Origin of the sequence: Planococcus soli, from assembly GCF_016881065.1 — a bacterium.
In the GTDB taxonomy this organism is placed as follows: Bacteria; Bacillota; Bacilli; order Bacillales_A; family Planococcaceae; genus Planococcus; species Planococcus soli.
Map to the genome: position 1 here is coordinate 221,508 of NZ_WXYN01000012.1, position 17,815 is coordinate 239,322.

Consider the following 17,815-nt stretch of genomic DNA (forward strand, 5'->3'; position numbering starts at 1 on the left):
TACCTGTAACGGCAGAGAGATTCGGTATTAATATTGCATTAACGTCGTAACATCATAGCCGTCCAAATTTTTGCGGCCGTCCAAATAAGTCAATTCAATCAAAAATGCGCAGCCGACGACCACTCCGCCAAGCTGTTCAACCAAGTTAATGGTCGCGCCGATTGTGCCGCCGGTAGCAAGCAAGTCATCGGTGATCAAAACACGCTGTCCCGGTTTGATGGCGTCTTTGTGCATCGTCAATACGTCCGTTCCGTATTCAAGGTCATATTGCGCACGAATCACTTCGCGGGGCAACTTTCCTTCTTTGCGGACTGGGGCAAAGCCAAGTTCAAGAGCATAAGCAACAGGGCAGCCGATGATAAATCCGCGCGCTTCCGGTCCTACGATAATTTCAGCATTTACTGTTTTTGCGTATTCAACGATCTGGTCCGTTGCATACTTATAAGCAGTCCCGTCGTCCATCAGCGAAGTGATGTCCTTAAAACGGATTCCCGGTTTTGGCCAATCTTCTACAATAGTAATATACTTCTTCAAATCCATATTTCTTCCTCCTTGGCAGACACTTTCGCATCGAACCACTCTTTTAAATCTTTATAAGATGCATACAAAAGCTTCTGCTCCAGAGCGATCTGCTGCTCGCGCTTTTTGTAAATCGGCGCTTCCGACAAATCCTGTTTGCTCGGCGATTGGGCAATCTCGGTAATTCCATTGTTAAGTGTAACAAAACCGAGTTCAAAAAACACCTGCAGCATGAAAAATAATGACTCGCGCGTCCAGCCTTTATGTTTTGCCAGTTCATCGCAGTGTTTATTGAAATCGAACGTGCCGCGTTTTTTAATAAATGCAAACAGCCATTTGAATTGCTCCCGCGTAGGTATCTGCTCAAAATACTGTGAGTCCTTGGCATGAAAATGCGCGTAGATGCGCTTCGGTTTTAATGCAGCCAGCACGGACGCCAGTTGCTCTTCCGATTCCGGCAAGTCCAGCAGCACCAAATGATCTTTAGTGCCTGGCACTTCATCCAATTGATCCACTTTGCAAATCGGCTGAGGCAGGAACGACTGGAACAAAGCAGGCGTATCCTCGTTGAATGCCAGAAAAACCTGGTTTTCCTGAGGAATCAGCTTGGACCAGCGCGATACTTGGCGAATGCCGCGAATATCAAACAATTGCCACTGATCCGTACGGACATCCTCCACCATCAATTGCGGTTTTTTCCGGCCGTTCCACTCATTGATCTGCAGATCGCCGATGACGTCGATTTTGACGTCCGGCGTCAATTCGTCGCCAATCGGGCCGATGCCGAACCCAACCGCATCAAGCGTTGCGGCATGCTGTGTCAGCTCCATTTTCAAATGGTTTTGTGCTGCCCCGATTTTGCGAATAGATGCCACTTTGACGCCTTCCAGATAAAACTTCGGTTTGGCGAATCCCATGCCGAATGGCGCTAATAGCCGCATCGATTCAATGGCCGCAATATCGATTTCATCTAAGCGCAAAGGAATATCAATTTCCACAACCGGCAGCAGGTCTTCTTCAGTCAAGCTCGTTTCAGCCTGCATGTTCAGCCGTTCGCGCAAATCGTCCACATCACTCGCTTCCAGCGTCATGCCGGCTGCCATCGGATGACCGCCGAAATGCGGCAGAATGTCGCGGTTTTTTGCCAGTTCATTATATAAATGAAAGCCTTCAATGCTGCGGGCAGAGCCTTTTGCTTTACCGGTTTCCGGATTCAGCGACAAAACGATGGATGGACGATAGTATTTCTCTGTCAGTTTTGATGCCACAATGCCGACAACGCCTGGATTCCAGCCTTCCTGGGCCACGATAATTACGTGCGGCGGCCCGTCCGGATAGCGCTGCTCTACTTGCTGTATCGCTTCTTCAGAAATTTGTTTGACGATGGCCTGACGCTCTTTGTTCAGGACATCGAGTCCGGAGGCCAACGAACGCGCTTCTGCCGGATCTTCTGTCAGGAACATCCGGACAGCGGGATCGGCATCCTGCAAACGGCCAATCGCGTTAATGCGCGGACCAAACATAAAACCGATTGTCTCTTCCGTAATGTCCTGCTGCTTAATGCCGGCAACTTCACATAATGCTGCGATGGCCGGGCTCGGAGAATCAATTAATGCTGCCAGACCTTCTTTTACAAACAGCCGGTTTTCGTCATGCAACGGCACCAGATCGGCAACGGTGCCGATCGCCGTCAATTCAATCAGGTGATCTGGAACTTCTTCGTACAAGGCATGCGCTATTTTAAATGCCACTCCGACGCCCGCCAGTTCACCGAAAGGATAGTTGCCCTCGGGATGGCGCGGATGGATAACAGCCAGCGCATTCGGCATTTGGTCACCGATGTCATGGTGATCGCTGATGATGACATCCATCCCCAGCCCATTGGCAAAATCGACTTGTTCGATGCCGGAAATTCCATTATCAACGGTAACAATCAATTTTGTGCCGTTGTCGAACGCCTGCTGGAACAATTCTGTATTCGGTCCGTACCCATGTTTAAAGCGGTTCGGTATCATAAAGGACACATCGGCCCCTAAATCCTGCAAGACAGTCATCATGACGGTGGTGCTGGTAACACCATCCGCATCGTAGTCGCCATAGACCATGATTTTCTCCTGGTTGTCGATAGCTGAGCGGATGCGCTCCACGGCTACATCCATATCTTTCATCAAATAAGGATTATGTATGCCGCTTTCGTCCATCTGCATAAATGAACGAGCCGATGCTGCCGTATTTAACCCGCGCGTCACCAAAATTTTGGCCAGAACGGATGATATCTTCAGTTCTTTTTGAATTTCTTCTACCGCTTTTTCATCCGGCGTCGTTAAACGCCATCTTTTTTTGGATTCAATCATCGCTATCACTTCCTCACCGGTTCATTATACAGCAAAAAAACGCAGACAAAAACCTTTCGGCAACTGCACCGAAAGGTTCATTTTTTCAGATTTCCTCTTTTTTGAGTTCTTCACTGGTGACGATTTGTGCATCCGGCACCACACCGGCTTTTTGGTACTCGCCGATTTCGTTTTGCTGAGTGGCGATCAACGTTTCTTTGACTGCCATCTCTTTTTGCAACGCTTTGATTTTGCGCTGCATCTGGTATTGGCGCATGATTGCCAGCACCCCGCTCAGTAAAAATCCAAGCAAAGCAGATGCTAGAATGACCAGTATCAACGGCCATTGTGCTTCACCAAATACATAGTTGACCGGTACTTCGTCAACGTTGACAACGGCAAATACTGCAATAATTACTGCAAAAACAAGTCCAAGTAAAATAAGCCATTGTAGCTTCATTGTCGATTCTCCTCTCAAAATAAAAAAATGGAACAAGGTCATATTATCTATACCCTGTTCCATTTCAAATCTAAACTTATACGACAGGCTCGTCAGAACCCCATTTGTTTTGTTCGTCTTTCTTCTCGATATCGATCGGCCCTTTTTTCTTCAGTTCTCCTTTTTTCAAGACCAGCCACAGCTGGGCAGCGATAAAGATGGAAGAGTAAGTACCGGCAATCAACCCGATCAATAAAGCGATTGAGAAGTTCGTGATCGATGGTGCGCCGAAGATCAATAGTGCAATGACCACAAACACAACTGTCAGCACTGTGTTGACCGAGCGCCCGAGTGTTTGGCGAAGAGACACGTTGACCACTTTTTCCAACTGTTCGACTGTATCGATCTTCTTCATGCGCTTCATGTTTTCCCGGATTCGGTCAAATGTCACGATGGTGTCATTGATCGAATAACCGACGATGGTCAGAACTGCAGCGATAAAGGTGATATCCACCTCAAGCCGCAGCAGACTGAATACGGCAACAATGAAGAATGCGTCGTGAATTAATGCGACAACGGATGCCACACCCATTCGCCATTCAAAACGGAAAGCGACATAGATGATGATGCCGAGTGCCGCAATCGATAAGGCATACAGGGCATTTTTGGCAAGTTCTTCGCCCACTGTCGGCGACACGGTTGAGATGTTCGGCTCTGCACCGAATTCTTCCGCTGCCACAGATTTCAGGCTATTGATTTCTTCCTGGCTGAACGCTTCATTGAAACGTGCAACACCAAGATTAGACTCATCACCCGAAATGACGATATCTTCCGTTTCGTAGCCTGCACCATCTAGGAAGCTTTGCACTTCTTCTTTTGTCAGTGCCGATTCCGAAGCAATTTCAACGCGTGTACCGCTGGAGAAATCAATGCCCAAGTTCAATCGGAATATACTGAGGACTGCCATTCCCGCAATGATCAGAACAATTGAAGCCAAAAAGAATTTATTGCGGTGTTTTGCAAAATCAAAGCGGTCGAAGCGCGTGGTAAGATCAGTAATTTCCAAGTCTTCTTCTTTAGAGTGGATTGTCGATTTCTTTAATCCGAACAAGCCGAATTTATTGTCGAGCACACCGCTGTTGACCCATAAGCCAAGCAGCAGGCGCGATCCCCAAACCGCTGTCAGGAAGCTGACCAAAATGGAGATAATCAACAGCGTCGCAAACCCTTTTACGGAACTTGTTCCGAAATAAAACAGGACGGCCGCTGCAAGTAAAGTCGTAACGTTGGCATCCAGGATGGCAGAAAACGATGACCGTGCGCCTACCTTGAATGCTTCTTTTACAGTTTTGCCGACACGCATCTCTTCTCGGATCCGCTCGTAAGTGATGATGTTGGCATCTACAGCCATCCCGACTCCCAGCATGATCGCTGCGATTCCGGGAAGCGTCAATACGCCGCCGATCCATTCGAATACCAGCAGGATCAGGTATACATAGGCCGATAGCGTAATAACCGCGATTGCACCAGGAAAGCGGTAATAAACCAACATGAACAGCAGGATCAACGCAATACCGATAGCCGCGGCGACCATGGTTTGGTCGAGCGCCTGTTCACCAAACTGCGCTCCGACTGAAGTCGAATAAATTTCTTCCAAACTTACCGGCAATGCGCCGGCGTTCAAAATACCTGATAAGTTTTGTGTTTCTTCTACTGTGAACGACCCGGAAATTTCAACAGACGGCGACGAAATGCGCTGCTGCACACTTGGCGCCGAAACAAATTTCGGATCCGCCTTCATGCGTTCTTCCGCGAAAGAATCCACACCTTCTTCAAAATCCAGCCAAATGACCAAGACATTGTCAGGGGCCGGCATTTGAGAAACAGTTTCTGTCACTTCTGCGAATTTGCCCGGGTCATTCAGCTCCAGGGTAACAATCGGATTGCCGTTCTGATCGAACGTTCCGGTTGCGCCGCCTTGTGCCAAATCGTTTCCGGCAAGCAGAAGGTTATCTTCCGCGTCACGGAAAGTCAGATTGGCTTCAGTCGACAGCAATTCACGTGCTGAAGCTTGATCCTCCACTCCCGCCAATTGGACCCGAATGCGGTTATCGCCTTCAATTTGGATAACCGGTTCACTGACTCCAAGCACGTTGATTCGGTTCATCAACGCATCCGTTGTATCCGTCAGCACATCTTCGGTAATTTCCTGTCCTTCTTCCAAAGCTTCTACTTGGTAGAGCACTTCAAAACCGCCCTGAAGATCCAAACCTAATCGTATGTCTTTTGCAATGGGTAAACTAGTCGAGCCAATAATCCCTATCAGTACAATAACCAGTAAGAAAAAGGCAATTATGCGACCTCTTGCTTTCATATGTAAACTTCCTCCTCGGGTGTGTAAAACACAGCACTATCATTATGAAACAGCCGCTGATTGCTGTCAAATTGGACTGGGTAAGTTGAATAAAAATCAGTTTTCATTGATATGAGGAATTCGCTCCAAGGTTCATTGAGCTGCAAACCACATATCTATTAAAGAATGCGGAGCCATGCCTTAGGCGGACTAAGCTGCGGACTAAAAACTAAGTTTCGAAATCTAACTTACGTCGTTTTTTTCGAAGACGGACGCAAGAGATGCCCAATGTTCTCCAGTGTGCTGTCATCGTTCCAGCGTGCCTTTTTTAACGCCTCGACCTGATGGTAGGCCAAAAAGTCAGAAGCGGTCATATTCATAATGTCATTGATCATTTCATAGAGATGCATCGTATCTATATCTTTTTTTCGCCATTTTTTCTTAACACAAAATTCCCACAGATCCTCTTCTGTAAAAGTATCGTATTGAAAATGATGAAATTCACTGCGTTTGCTTTGAAGCGCCGGCAGAACAAATTCAAATTGTTCTGGATAACTCGCCATGCGTGGACTCCTTTCCGCTGTGCTGTATCCATTGTACCCTGTAACTGGAAAATTTAGAATAAGGACATTATTTTTCATTAAAAAAACGCCTTCAAAATCGAAGGCGAGTTTTTACTTGTTTTAGATTGTTGATTTTGCCGATTCCACAACACGTGCAATTGCTTGACGCTCAAACTGCATACGCGTGCCATCAGCTACAGTGATGTAGATGGTTGCATCGTCCACTGCATCAACAAGGCCATGCAATCCGCCGATTGTGACAATGCGGTCGCCGCGTCTTAATTCTGTCTGCATGTTTTTCGTCGCCTTCTGACGTTTTTGGGCAGGACGGATGATGAAAAACCACATTAGCAAGAACATTAATAGTAAAGGTGATAACGCAATTAAAGTTTCCATTATTCATTTTCCCCCTTTCACTTTCTCTATTCTCTTACAAACTCAGAAATTTTTAGCATTTGGTTTATTGAAACCGTAAGCTTCAAAAAATTCTTCGCGGAAATCTCCCAGGCGGTCTTCGCGAATCGCTTGTCGCACCTGTCCCATTAAGTTTAACAGAAATTGCAGGTTATGATAACTAGTAAGCCTAATTCCGAACGTTTCATCTGCACGAATCAAGTGATGGACGTATGCACGCGAATAATTTTTGCATGTATAGCAATCGCATTTGTCATCGATCGGTCCGAAATCACGTTTGAATGCAGCATTTTTAATGTTCAAACGGCCAGTGCTCGTCATCAGGGTGCCGTTGCGGGCAATACGCGTCGGCAAAACGCAGTCGAACATGTCAATGCCGCGGATTGCGCCGTCGATCAAGGAATCGGGTGAACCGACGCCCATCAAGTAACGCGGTTTGTCTGCCGGCATTAACGGCGTCGTGAATTCCAGCGCACGGTTCATGACGTCTTTCGGTTCGCCGACCGATAAGCCGCCGATTGCATAGCCCGGAAAATCAAGCGACACAAGGGCCCGTGCACTTTGTTTGCGCAAGTCTTCAAACTCGCCGCCCTGAATGATGCCGAACAATCCCTGGTCCGCTTTGCGTTTGTGTGCCTCAAGGCAGCGTTCTGCCCAGCGGGATGTCCGCTCGACACTGGATTTCATGTATTCATGCGTTGCCGGGAAAGGCGGGCATTCATCAAAAGCCATCATGATGTCAGAACCGAGGTCGTTTTGGATTTGCATTGCCTTTTCCGGGCTCAGGAACAACTTGTCGCCGTTCATATGATTGCGGAAATGAACGCCTTCTTCTTTGATGTTGCGGAATTCGCTCAATGAAAACACTTGGAATCCGCCGGAATCCGTCAGAATCGGACGGTCCCAGTTCATGAATTTATGCAGGCCGCCCGCTTCTTTGATAATGTCATTGCCGGGGCGCAGCCACAAATGGTACGTATTGCTCAGGATGATGCCGGCGTTCATGGCCTTTAGTTCTTCGGGCGACATGGTCTTGACTGTCGCCTGCGTGCCCACAGGCATAAATGCCGGCGTTTCAAACGAACCGTGCGGCGTATGGACGATGCCCAGACGTGCACCGGTCTGTTTGCAGGTCTTGATGTGTTCGTACGTTACTGCTGCTGTCATTGGTGAGTCTCCTTTTTCTGTGGTTCAATGAACATCGCATCTCCGAAACTGAAGAAACGGTAGCGTTCATCAACGGCTTGTTGATAGGCATTCAAAATATGGTCGCGGTTCGACAAGGCGCTGACCAGCATGACCAAAGTCGATTTCGGCAAATGGAAATTGGTGATCAGTCCGTCGATGGCTTTAAATTCATAGCCCGGGAAAATGAAAATGTCGGTCCAGCCGCTGTCTTCCTGCAGCTCGACGCCAAACTTCTGCGCAACTGATTCCAAAGTGCGCGTGGACGTCGTTCCGACTGAGACGATCCTTCCGCCCTGCTGTCTGGTTTTATTGATCAAATCCGCTGTTTCCTTGCTGATGCGGTAAAATTCCGAATGCATCTCGTGGTCTTCGATCGAATCGACCGATACGGGACGAAATGTTCCGAGTCCAACATGCAGCGTGATAAATGCGATATTGACCCCTTTGGCACGGATTTCTTCCAAAAGCTCGTCGGTAAAATGAAGTCCGGCAGTCGGTGCCGCAGCGCTCCCCCGCTCTTTGGCGAAAACAGTTTGGTAGCGGTCCTGATCTTCCAGTTTTTCACGGATATAAGGAGGCAAAGGCATTTCGCCCAATTGGTCCAAAATCTCGTAGAAAATGCCATCGTAGATCATTTTGAAATGGCGTCCCCCGTGATCAAGAATGCCGGTGCATTCCGCGCGCAGCAAACCTTCTCCAAAAGAAACGATGGTGCCGACTTTTACTTTCTTCGCCGGTTTAACCAAGGTCTCCCAAACGTCATCTTCGATTTGCTTCAGCAGAAGCAATTCAATATTGGCACCGGTGTCTTCCTTGACGCCCATGAGACGCGCAGGAAGCACCCGTGTATCATTTAAAACGAGCGTGTCGCCAGCGTGCAGATATTCAATAATATCGCGAAAATGGCGGTGTTCTGTGTCTCCAGTGGCTTTGTTCATGACCAACAGCCGGCTCGACGTACGGTCAAGCAACGGTGTTTGGGCAATCAATTCCTCCGGCAGTTCAAAATCAAAATCTTGTACATTTAAAGTTGTGGGTGGTGTGTTGAGTTTAGTCATTCAGGCATCTCCATTTTAAAGTGTTCATAGGCTAATTGCGTCACGGTGCGTCCTCTTGGTGTCCGCTGGATAAACCCAATCTGCAGCAAGTACGGTTCGTAGACGTCTTCAATCGTCGTCGACTCTTCCCCGATGCTAGCAGCAATCGTATCCAGTCCAACCGGACCGCCCCGGAAACGTTCAATCATGCCCGTCAATAATTTATGGTCAATATGGTCTAATCCAAGCGGATCGACTTGCAGCATTTCCAGCGCCTGCTCTGCCATATCCATCGTGATCGAGCCGGTTCCGCGCACCTGGGCATAATCCCGGACGCGTTTCAGCAAACGGTTGGCGATACGCGGAGTTCCACGGGAACGCCGTGCAATTTCGACAGCGGCATTCGGGTCGATGTCCGCTTCAAACAGTTTCGAGCTGCGGACGACAATGTCCGTCAAGGCTTCTGTGTCGTAATATTCAAGCCGCGACAACACGCCGAAGCGGTCGCGAAGTGGCGCCGATAACGCTCCTGCACGGGTAGTTGCCCCGATGAGCGTAAATGGCGGCAGGTCCAACCGGACAGAACGCGCGGTCGGCCCTTTGCCGACGACGATGTCCAAACAGAAATCCTCCATTGCCGGATACAGCACTTCTTCAATCGAGCGGTTCAGTCGGTGAATTTCATCAATGAACAAGACATCTCCAGGTTCCAATGACGACACGATGGCCGCCAAATCGCCCGGCCGTTCAATAGCCGGTCCGCTGGTCATTTTGATGTTGACTTCCATTTCATTGGCGATGACGGCAGCGAGTGTCGTTTTCCCGAGTCCAGGAGGCCCATATAACAGGACATGGTCCAGACTTTCCTGGCGCATTTTTGCAGCTTCGATGAAAATCTGCAGGTTGTGTTTTACTTTATGCTGGCCGATATACTGGCCCAGCAATTGTGGGCGAAGCGATTGTTCAAAACGCTCATCAAAATCCGAAATTTCACTGTCTATGATGCGTTCTTCCATGCCGTTCGCCTCCTTTCATCAGTTTTGTTTAAGCAGCAGCTGCAATGCTTTTTTCATGAAACCTTCTGTATCCAGGTCCAAATCCCGCAGCTGCGGTTTGACTTTGGTGATTTCGCGCTCTGAGTAGCCAAGGGCTCCAAGTGCCAGCATCGCTTCTTCCAGCTCTGCCTGGTCGTTCGACAATAACGTATTGGTTTCTTCCGGATCGAAAGGATCGCCGAAAAACTCGGTCAGCTTGCCTTTCAAATCCAAAATCATCTGGCGGGCTGTCTTTTTGCCGACACCGGGGAATTTCACCAAATAGGATTCATCTTCCCGCTCGATCGCTTCGATGACGTGCTGCGGCTGTCCGCTTGCAAGAATGGCCAGCGCGCCTTTTGGTCCGATGCCGGATACCGAAATCAGCTTGCGGAACAATTCACGCTGCTCCAGTGTCGGAAATCCGAACAATAACTGTGCATCTTCCCGAATGTGGTGATGCAGGAATACCTGCAAATCGTCCGAGCCGAACGAATATGGATTCGGGGCAAAAATCTGCCAGCCGATTCCCTGCTGTTCTATCACTAAATATTCCGGTGTTACGCGTGTAACCTTGCCTTTTATGTAATCGTACATGGACAGTCTCCCCTTTAATTCAACTCCATGATTATACCATATTCGGCTGCTTTAGACGAAATAAACCCGTTGCTGTTCGGTGCATGATAAGATAAAGACAACGAGTCGATAAGCGAGGGATCCCTATGAAAAAACTGCTCGGCGAACAGCGGCGCCAATTTCTGCTGGAAAAAATAAAAACGTCTGCTCAGCCGATGACCGGCAGCGAACTGGCTGCACTTGCCAGCGTGTCGCGTCAAGTCATTGTCGGCGACATGACCTTGCTGAAGGCAAAAGGCGAGCCCATTATCGCCACCAGCCAAGGCTACTTGTTCCTGGCTGACCGGGCAAGCGAAGAAGCGAGCCGGCGCATTGCCTGCCGCCACCAGCCCGAAGACACCGAACGCGAATTAAAGCTGCTGGTGGAGACAGGCGTCACCGTTAAAGACGTGTCGATTGAGCACCCGGTTTATGGAGAGCTGACAGCGGGCATCCATGTCTCGAACGTCCAGGACGTCGAGGCGTTCATGAAGCGCGTCCGCGACACCGGCGCCAGCTACTTGCTGGAACTGACCGATGGCACGCATCTCCATACCATCACCGCTCCCGACAACGCGACGCTTGAAAAAGCGCTCAGCCGGATGCGAAACAATGGATTTTTGTTGGAGGAAAGCGAATAAGATTTTGATTGAGCCTATGATTTCGTATTGCGGAGTTGTGGGCTTTTTTGAATGCTTATGTTTAGTATAGGCAAGTTGAACAAAAGAGGTAGCTTTTTCACGTCGCTTCGGTCGCTTAGGGCATAGCTCCCGCAAGAAGACAGAAAAAGCGCCTGTCTTCTAGCTTTTCTTAGCCCGTGGACGCGCCGGCGCTAAGATGTGCTTAAATCAGGTGCGAGTTTGAAATCACCTTACTTTATTTTGTAAGCAATGAGGAATTTTATGTATACCCAGAAAAGAGTCCCGCAGCGAAACGCTGCGGGACTCTTTATTTTATTTATACGTATAATACGAACCTAAGGTTTTCACTGTACAGCCAATTGCCGCAAGCTCTTCGAACGCTCCGCGCATCATTGTGTCGCCTTCATCCGCCAGCACATCGGCGATAAAAAAATAATCACCGAGGCCGGTTTTGAGTGGACGCGACTCGATCTTGCTCAAGTTCAGCCGGCGCCAAGCAAAAACGGACAGGATTTGGTGTAGGACACCGGAACGGTCATCATCGGGCGGCGTGATCATCAAGGTCGTTTTGACTTGATTGTCATGTGCCGGGTCAGTCAGCTTGTGATCGGATTTTGATAGCACGAAAAAGCGCGTGTGGTTAAAATGGAAATCATGGATATCACGCTGCAAAATGTCCAGCCCGTATTTATGGGCGGAGAATTCATTGCCGATCGCCGCGATGTTGCGTTCCGGCAACTCGGAAACCATTTTCGCCGCAGCAGCTGTGGAGCTGTACTGCTCCAAAGGCGTGCTCTTATATGTATAAAAAAGGTATTTGTGGCATTGCGCCAATGCATGCGGATGGGAATAAATCGCTTCAAACGATTCCGCGTTGCGGTTTTCAGGGTGTACCAGCAAATGCTGCTCAATCGGCGACAAAACTTCCGCCGTTACATACAATTGCGCTTCGTGGAACAAATAATCCACCGTTAATGGAACAGATCCTTCCAACGCATTTTCCAGTGGCACGACAGCGTAATCCACGCTGCCTTCTGCCACTGCTTCTATGCATTCAGGGATGGTTGTAAATGGCACCAAGGTGTCTTTAGGGAAAACTTTTGTTGCCGCAAGATGAGTAAATGACGCTTCCGGCCCTAAATATGAAATTCGTTTTTCAACAGCTTGTCCAGTCATTTAAACATTCCTCCAATTAAGATGATCCGCTTGAAACCACATCTGCCGACTCGACAAAATCGAGCTTTTTCAGCTGCTGCAAAAATACATCCAAATCCCCGTCCATCGCCGTAACGTCCAAAGACAAAGTGACATTTGCCCGCCCCTGGATCGGAATGGTCTGATGGATGGTTAAAATATTGCAGCCGTTTTCGGCGACTGCCTGCAAAAGTGTCGCGAGCGTTCCTGAGCGGTCTTCCAATTGCAGGAAAACCGTCAAGATCCGTTCTTTGACAATCGAATGGAACGGAAATACAGCGTCCCGATATTTATAAAACGCAGAGCGCGAAAGACCTGTCTTGTTGACCGCATCCATAATGGAAATGCGGTCATTCTGCAGCATTTTTTTCACTTCAAGCGTTTTTTGCATCGCTTCTGTCAAAACGTCTTCACGCACTAAATAATACCGTTGTTCCGAAATATCCTTCATTCAAGCTACCTCCGCATCAATCCATAAATTCGAATTCGAATTCAAGCAGGCGAACTGTATCGCCATTTTCCGCTCCGCGTTCACGTAGCGCATCATCAATTCCCATGCCGCGCATTTGGCGGGCAAATCGGCGAATCGAATCTTCACGCGAGAAGTCGGTCATCTTGAACATCCGTTCAATCGCATAACCAGCCAAGACAAATGATCCGTCAGAATCACGTGTGATGTTGAAGCCATCAGCATCGGTTTCGTGTTTGTAAAGAACCGTGCTATCTGAATCTTCTTCCGTATCGTCGATCAATGGGAATTCCGGTGTCACTTCGATGACATCGGCAATTGCGAACAATAAATTGTTCAAGCCTTTGCGCGACAAAGCAGAAATCGGGAAAATGCGAGCATCTTCCGGCAATTTCTCACGGAATTTCGCCAGATTTTCTTCAGAATCCGGCATATCCATTTTGTTCGCAACGATCAATTGCGGACGTTCCGTCAAACGCATATTGTATTGCTGCAATTCTTCATTAATTGTAACGTAATCCTCATAAGGATCGCGTCCTTCAAGACCGGACATATCGATGACGTGGATAATAACGCGCGTCCGTTCGATATGGCGCAGGAATTGATGGCCAAGGCCGATTCCTTCGTGAGCGCCTTCGATCAATCCCGGTAGGTCGGCCATGACGAAGCTGCGCTGATCTTCCGTTTCCACCATGCCGAGGTTCGGTACGATAGTCGTGAAATGGTATTCAGCGATTTTCGGCTTGGCAGCTGAAACGACTGACAGCAAGGTCGATTTCCCGACACTTGGGAATCCGACAAGTCCGGCGTCTGCCAATACTTTCAATTCCAAAATGACATTGCGTTCAAAGCCCGGTTCGCCTTTTTCAGACAGTTCCGGTGCAGGGTTGGCAGGTGTCGCAAAACGTGAGTTTCCGCGGCCTCCGCGTCCGCCTTTTGCGATGACTGCTGTTTGGCCATGTTCCACTAAATCGGCAATTGTTTCACCAGTATCGACATCTTTCACAACTGTGCCCGGTGGAACTTTGATCAGTGTATCCTGCGCTTTGGCACCGTGTTTATTAGAACTCATGCCGTGTGTTCCGCGATCAGCTTTAAAGATCCGCTTGTAACGGAAATCCATGAGCGTCCGCAATCCTTCTTCGACGATAAAGACGATATTTCCGCCTTTCCCGCCATCTCCGCCGGCAGGTCCGCCGTTCGGTACATATTTTTCGCGGCGGAATGCAACCATGCCATCCCCGCCGTCGCCACCTCTAACATAAACTTTTACGTGATCGACAAACATATTATCCCTCCATCTGTGCACGGACAGTAATTAATGTACTGTTTCCGCTGCACTCTTTTCGTACTGCAAATCCTGGTGCTTCCGATAGTTCCAAATCCAGCCAATGTCCTGGACAGGTGATGTTCATTTCAAAAGATAAGGCATTGGAAACCAATAGAATCGTGCTGTTGAATGCCTGGTAAGGATCCAGAAGCTCTTTGGCCGCTTCTACAAAATTCTCAAGAAAATGCCGAAACTCCGCATCCAAATGGACAGGTGCCTTTACTGCAGGACACTCTATTCGAAATTGGAATCCAGAAAATCGCCAATTGGCAGTCAACAGCCATTCCTCTGTCAGCGGCAGCCCAAGGTCGGACAGCCGGCTGGCATGCATAGCCGCTTCGGCATGCGAACGAATTATCGCCTGCGCCTCCTGGTGACGGCCAAGGTCCAAATTCATTTTGATCAATTGCAGTTCATTCAAAAAATCATGGCGCGCATGCCGAAGCGATTGTGCCACTGTGATTGTTTTTTCCATAAGTCACGTCCCGATTCAGCTTCTTATTCCAGTATACCAAGAGTAAGCAGTAAATTCCTAAAATAATGCGTACAGCCGCACCGGGAACCGCGCTTATTATGTTCAAAAGAAAAAGGACTGCGAAAGCAGCCCTTTTCGTTTTGTATTAAGCTTCTTGTGCAACTGGATATACGCTAACTTTTTTCTTATCGCGTCCGTAACGTTCAAAACGTACGACTCCGTCGATTTTAGCAAAAAGTGTATCGTCTCCGCCGCGTCCAACGTTCTCACCTGGATAAATTTTAGTACCGCGTTGACGGTATAAAATCGAACCACCAGTAACTTCTTGGCCGTCTGCACGTTTAGCGCCAAGGCGTTTAGATTCTGAGTCACGTCCGTTTCTCGTTGAACCTACACCTTTTTTGGATGCGAAAAACTGAAGATCTAATCTTAACATTCTGTCCCACCTCCTAAGCTGTGAAGGTTATTTTAATATATTCTTCATAGTCTTGTTCAATCGTTTTCAATGAAACAATCATTGCGCGTACCAGCAGTTGAACCTGCTCGTCCGTCTTGTCATTCAGGTTCTCCGGAAAACTGACTTTTAAAAAGCCGCTGTTTGCCTGCTGAATATCAGGTTCGATTCCCGTCAGCTCCATGATGGCGTTCACCGCTCCAAATGAGACAGCGGACGCTCCAGCACATACAAGGTCTTGCCCGTGTTCAGCATAATCCGCATGGCCTGACATTTCAAATGACGAAATGCGTTTTGAAGTTTCTTTTACAGTTACAAGTATCATTCTTACAGGTTGATCGCATCGACAGTCAATTTCGTGTATGGCTGACGGTGACCTTGTTTTTTATGGTAGTTCTTTTTAGCTTTGTATTTGAAGACAGTAATTTTTTTCTGTTTACCGCTTTTTACAACTTTAGCTGTAACAGTAGCTCCTTCAACAAAAGGAACACCAACTTTAGTATTGTCTCCACCTACAAATAGAACTTTATCAAATGTGATAACATCTCCAGCTTCTCCAGTCAATTTCTCAACATAGATCTCTTGGCCTGCTTCAACTTTGATTTGTTTTCCACCAGTTTCAATAATCGCGTACATATCCTTGCACCTCCTCTTAGAATAAGACTCGCCTATTCAGGTGACTCGCCGGAGCGAATTCTTAAAGCAACCTGATTCGAGCGGTTGTAGCACGGTACGCTACAAACATAACATTAGAATAATACCACGCCAGAACAGGGCGCGTCAATAGAGAATGTAAGGTTTCGGGAAATTGGTGATTCGCAGTTTGTGGATTGATCGGGCTGAGGTGCGGTTGTTGCGGATTGAGGTGCGGTTATGAGCCTGCGAGGTGCGGTCTTTGGTGTTTGGGGTGCGGTTATTGGCTCATGAGGTGCGGTCTTGGCCATTTGAGGTGCGGTCAACGGTAAATGCGTCCGAAATAGTTCCTCAGCAGCTCTCGATTCTCGACAATCCGCCGCTTGCCACGCACCTCACTTTGTGGCGCCGTCTTTCCCAGCAGCCGGTAGAGGACGTATTTATTTGTTATACCGAGCCACCGGTAAGCGAGTCTTGTATCAAGTTCTGTGCCAAAAAGCACCGCATATTCCTGAAGCGCCACTTCATGCGCATCCCGCGAATAAAATCCGCATACGGTGCAAAGCCATTTTCGCTCTTTCCATTCCAGCGAATGAATCCGGCATGTCGGACAGGTCACGCCGAGCCGCAATGAATCGAAAGTGATGTTATGGCGCTCGATCCAGTGGTGACCGGAATTTCGCGCCGGCAAGTTTTCCAGTTTGGAGGCCAGCGCTGCTGCATCGAAAAGTTTCAGACCCTTCGCGAACCCCTCCAGATGAAATGGCAAGTAGTCGAGCGACACGACCGGATAATGCTTCGGTGCTTCCACCACTTTTCCAGATCGGCTCGCCAGGACGATCACACCATGCACCGGAACACCGAGAAATCCACTGGCAGCCCGCACGGCCCGGTGTAGCTGCGCCTCCGGATTGCGCATCCCTTCCCTGCGGCCGTCGACAACACGGTGAAACTGAAAATTCACCGTGTCAAAATAAAATTCTCCAATCATGTTCTTAACTTCCAATACGCAAACGAACTCCGTGTGAACCAGCAGCAAATCAATTTGCGCCGCGCCGTCTTTGTATGGGATATGCACATCACTAAGAAAAATTGCTTCACCCGGCAAATCCAGTTCTCTCTTCAATAAAAAAGCCGTGCGCTGTTCACCACTGGCGCCCGCCAACGAATTTTTCAGTTCTGACAATACTGCGGCCTTTGATTCGTGCGCAGCAGGCAGACGTTCTGCCGCAACCATTCCTGCCAATAAAAAATCGTTCATTCTACACCCCCATGAATTTTTAAAAAAGCCCCCGCTTGGAAAGCGGAGGCTAAAAAAAATCTTATTTCGTGAAAACGGCTTTGATTTTTGTGAACAGGCTTGGCGGTGCTTTTTCCATGCTCATGAGTGGAACCGATTCTCCGAGCAGACGGCGCGCAATGTTGCGGTAGCCGAGTGCAGCGGCGTTGGATGGATCCATGACGATCGGTTCGCCTTTGTTCGAGCTCGAGATGACGCGTTCATCGTCTGCGATGATGCCCAACAGATCGATCGATAAGTGAGTAGTGATTTCATTGACATCCAGCGCTTCTCCCGCTTTCATCAAATGCGGACGGATGCGGTTGATGATCAAGCGCGGTGCGTCGATGTTTTCTTCCAGCTCTAACAAACCAATGATGCGGTCAGCGTCGCGGACAGCAGAAATTTCCGGCGTCGTGACGACGATGGCATGATCTGCCCCAACGACCGCATTTTTGTAGCCTTGCTCGATTCCAGCCGGGCAATCGATGATGACGAAATCATAGTCTTTCTTCAGCTCTGTCACCAATTCTTTCATCTGTTCCGGATTGACGTCGTTTTTATCAGCTGTCTGTGCTGCCGGCAAAAGATACAGCATGTCTTCAAAACGCTTGTCTTTAACGAGCGCCTGGTGCACTTTGCAGCGGCCTTCCAGCACGTCGATCAAGTCATAGATGATGCGATTTTCCAGGCCCAAGATAACATCAAGGTTGCGCAATCCGATATCAGTGTCGATCAGGCATACTTTTTTCCCTTGAAGAGCCAATGCAGTGCCGAGGTTGGCGGTTGTCGTCGTTTTACCGACGCCTCCCTTGCCTGATGTAATTACGATAGCTTCTCCCACA

The 17,815-nt window shown here is 48.5% G+C and carries 20 protein-coding genes and 1 other annotated feature; of the genes, 1 reads left to right on the forward strand and 19 read right to left on the reverse strand.

Annotation, left to right across the window (positions count from 1 at the left end; all coding sequences use genetic code 11):
* Positions 1-27: 27 nt before the first annotated feature.
* From GJB59_RS06590 to ruvA, 10 genes are all read right to left on the reverse strand, one after another.
* The gene (locus GJB59_RS06590) at positions 28-540 is read right to left on the reverse strand and encodes an adenine phosphoribosyltransferase (RefSeq protein ID WP_142827741.1); all 513 of its coding nucleotides are present in this window, start codon (positions 538-540) and stop codon (positions 28-30) included.
* Positions 531-2,873 (reverse strand): single-stranded-DNA-specific exonuclease RecJ, encoded by a 2,343-nt coding sequence (gene recJ, locus GJB59_RS06595; RefSeq protein ID WP_142827740.1) that lies wholly within the window; start codon positions 2,871-2,873, stop codon positions 531-533. The genes GJB59_RS06590 and recJ overlap by 10 nt, the downstream gene beginning before the upstream one ends.
* Before the next feature lie 85 nt (positions 2,874-2,958).
* Complete coding sequence (locus tag GJB59_RS06600; protein WP_142827739.1) at positions 2,959-3,312, reverse strand: LapA family protein; 354 nt, start codon at positions 3,310-3,312, stop codon at positions 2,959-2,961.
* Positions 3,313-3,388: 76 nt separating this feature from the next.
* On the reverse strand, positions 3,389-5,665 hold the full coding sequence (secDF, locus tag GJB59_RS06605) for a protein translocase subunit SecDF (RefSeq protein WP_142827738.1): 2,277 nt from the start codon (positions 5,663-5,665) through the stop codon (positions 3,389-3,391).
* Positions 5,666-5,892: 227 nt separating this feature from the next.
* Positions 5,893-6,207, reverse strand: coding sequence for a post-transcriptional regulator (locus tag GJB59_RS06610; RefSeq protein WP_142827737.1), 315 nt, complete (start codon positions 6,205-6,207; stop codon positions 5,893-5,895).
* Between the two features lie 120 nt (positions 6,208-6,327).
* Positions 6,328-6,603 (reverse strand): preprotein translocase subunit YajC, encoded by a 276-nt coding sequence (yajC, locus tag GJB59_RS06615; RefSeq protein WP_142827736.1) that lies wholly within the window; start codon positions 6,601-6,603, stop codon positions 6,328-6,330.
* Positions 6,604-6,645: 42 nt separating this feature from the next.
* Entirely contained in the window at positions 6,646-7,788 is a 1,143-nt protein-coding gene (gene tgt / locus GJB59_RS06620) for a tRNA guanosine(34) transglycosylase Tgt (protein WP_142827735.1), read from the reverse strand.
* Positions 7,785-8,867, reverse strand: coding sequence for a tRNA preQ1(34) S-adenosylmethionine ribosyltransferase-isomerase QueA (gene queA, locus GJB59_RS06625; RefSeq protein WP_142827734.1), 1,083 nt, complete (start codon positions 8,865-8,867; stop codon positions 7,785-7,787). Before queA ends, tgt begins: the two co-directional genes overlap by 4 nt.
* Positions 8,864-9,862: a Holliday junction branch migration DNA helicase RuvB gene (gene ruvB, locus GJB59_RS06630; RefSeq protein WP_142827733.1), complete on the reverse strand. Its 999-nt coding sequence runs from the start codon at positions 9,860-9,862 to the stop codon at positions 8,864-8,866. The genes queA and ruvB overlap by 4 nt, the downstream gene beginning before the upstream one ends.
* Before the next feature lie 18 nt (positions 9,863-9,880).
* Complete coding sequence (ruvA, locus tag GJB59_RS06635) at positions 9,881-10,477, reverse strand: Holliday junction branch migration protein RuvA (protein WP_142827732.1); 597 nt, start codon at positions 10,475-10,477, stop codon at positions 9,881-9,883.
* A gap of 125 nt (positions 10,478-10,602) precedes the next feature.
* Between ruvA and GJB59_RS06640 the strand changes: the two genes are divergently transcribed.
* Complete coding sequence (locus GJB59_RS06640; RefSeq protein WP_142827731.1) at positions 10,603-11,136, forward strand: transcription repressor NadR; 534 nt, start codon at positions 10,603-10,605, stop codon at positions 11,134-11,136.
* 312 nt (positions 11,137-11,448) lie between these two features.
* Here GJB59_RS06640 and pheA read toward each other — a convergent pair whose 3' ends face one another.
* The 9 genes from pheA to minD form a co-directional block, all read right to left on the reverse strand.
* Positions 11,449-12,312 (reverse strand): prephenate dehydratase, encoded by an 864-nt coding sequence (pheA, locus tag GJB59_RS06645; RefSeq protein ID WP_142827730.1) that lies wholly within the window; start codon positions 12,310-12,312, stop codon positions 11,449-11,451.
* Positions 12,313-12,328: 16 nt separating this feature from the next.
* Positions 12,329-12,781: a transcriptional regulator ThrR gene (thrR, locus tag GJB59_RS06650; RefSeq protein ID WP_142827729.1), complete on the reverse strand. Its 453-nt coding sequence runs from the start codon at positions 12,779-12,781 to the stop codon at positions 12,329-12,331.
* Between the two features lie 16 nt (positions 12,782-12,797).
* Positions 12,798-14,087 (reverse strand): GTPase ObgE, encoded by a 1,290-nt coding sequence (gene obgE / locus GJB59_RS06655; protein WP_142827728.1) that lies wholly within the window; start codon positions 14,085-14,087, stop codon positions 12,798-12,800.
* A gap of 1 nt (position 14,088) precedes the next feature.
* On the reverse strand, positions 14,089-14,604 hold the full coding sequence (locus GJB59_RS06660) for a Spo0B domain-containing protein (RefSeq protein ID WP_142827727.1): 516 nt from the start codon (positions 14,602-14,604) through the stop codon (positions 14,089-14,091).
* 145 nt (positions 14,605-14,749) lie between these two features.
* Positions 14,750-15,040: a 50S ribosomal protein L27 gene (rpmA, locus tag GJB59_RS06665; protein ID WP_008431505.1), complete on the reverse strand. Its 291-nt coding sequence runs from the start codon at positions 15,038-15,040 to the stop codon at positions 14,750-14,752.
* A 13-nt stretch (positions 15,041-15,053) separates the two neighbouring features.
* Positions 15,054-15,383: a ribosomal-processing cysteine protease Prp gene (locus GJB59_RS06670; protein ID WP_142827726.1), complete on the reverse strand. Its 330-nt coding sequence runs from the start codon at positions 15,381-15,383 to the stop codon at positions 15,054-15,056.
* A gap of 2 nt (positions 15,384-15,385) precedes the next feature.
* Positions 15,386-15,694 carry a 50S ribosomal protein L21 gene (gene rplU / locus GJB59_RS06675; RefSeq protein WP_142827725.1) on the reverse strand — a complete coding sequence of 103 codons (309 nt, stop codon included), beginning with the start codon at positions 15,692-15,694 and terminating at the stop codon, positions 15,386-15,388.
* Between the two features lie 14 nt (positions 15,695-15,708).
* Positions 15,709-15,790 (reverse strand) — a sequence feature (ribosomal protein L21 leader region).
* A 223-nt stretch (positions 15,791-16,013) separates the two neighbouring features.
* Positions 16,014-16,952, reverse strand: coding sequence for a nuclease-related domain-containing protein (locus GJB59_RS06680; protein ID WP_142827724.1), 939 nt, complete (start codon positions 16,950-16,952; stop codon positions 16,014-16,016).
* A gap of 61 nt (positions 16,953-17,013) precedes the next feature.
* Positions 17,014-17,814 carry a septum site-determining protein MinD gene (gene minD, locus GJB59_RS06685; RefSeq protein WP_142827723.1) on the reverse strand — a complete coding sequence of 267 codons (801 nt, stop codon included), beginning with the start codon at positions 17,812-17,814 and terminating at the stop codon, positions 17,014-17,016.
* Between the last annotated feature and the right edge of the window lies 1 nt (position 17,815).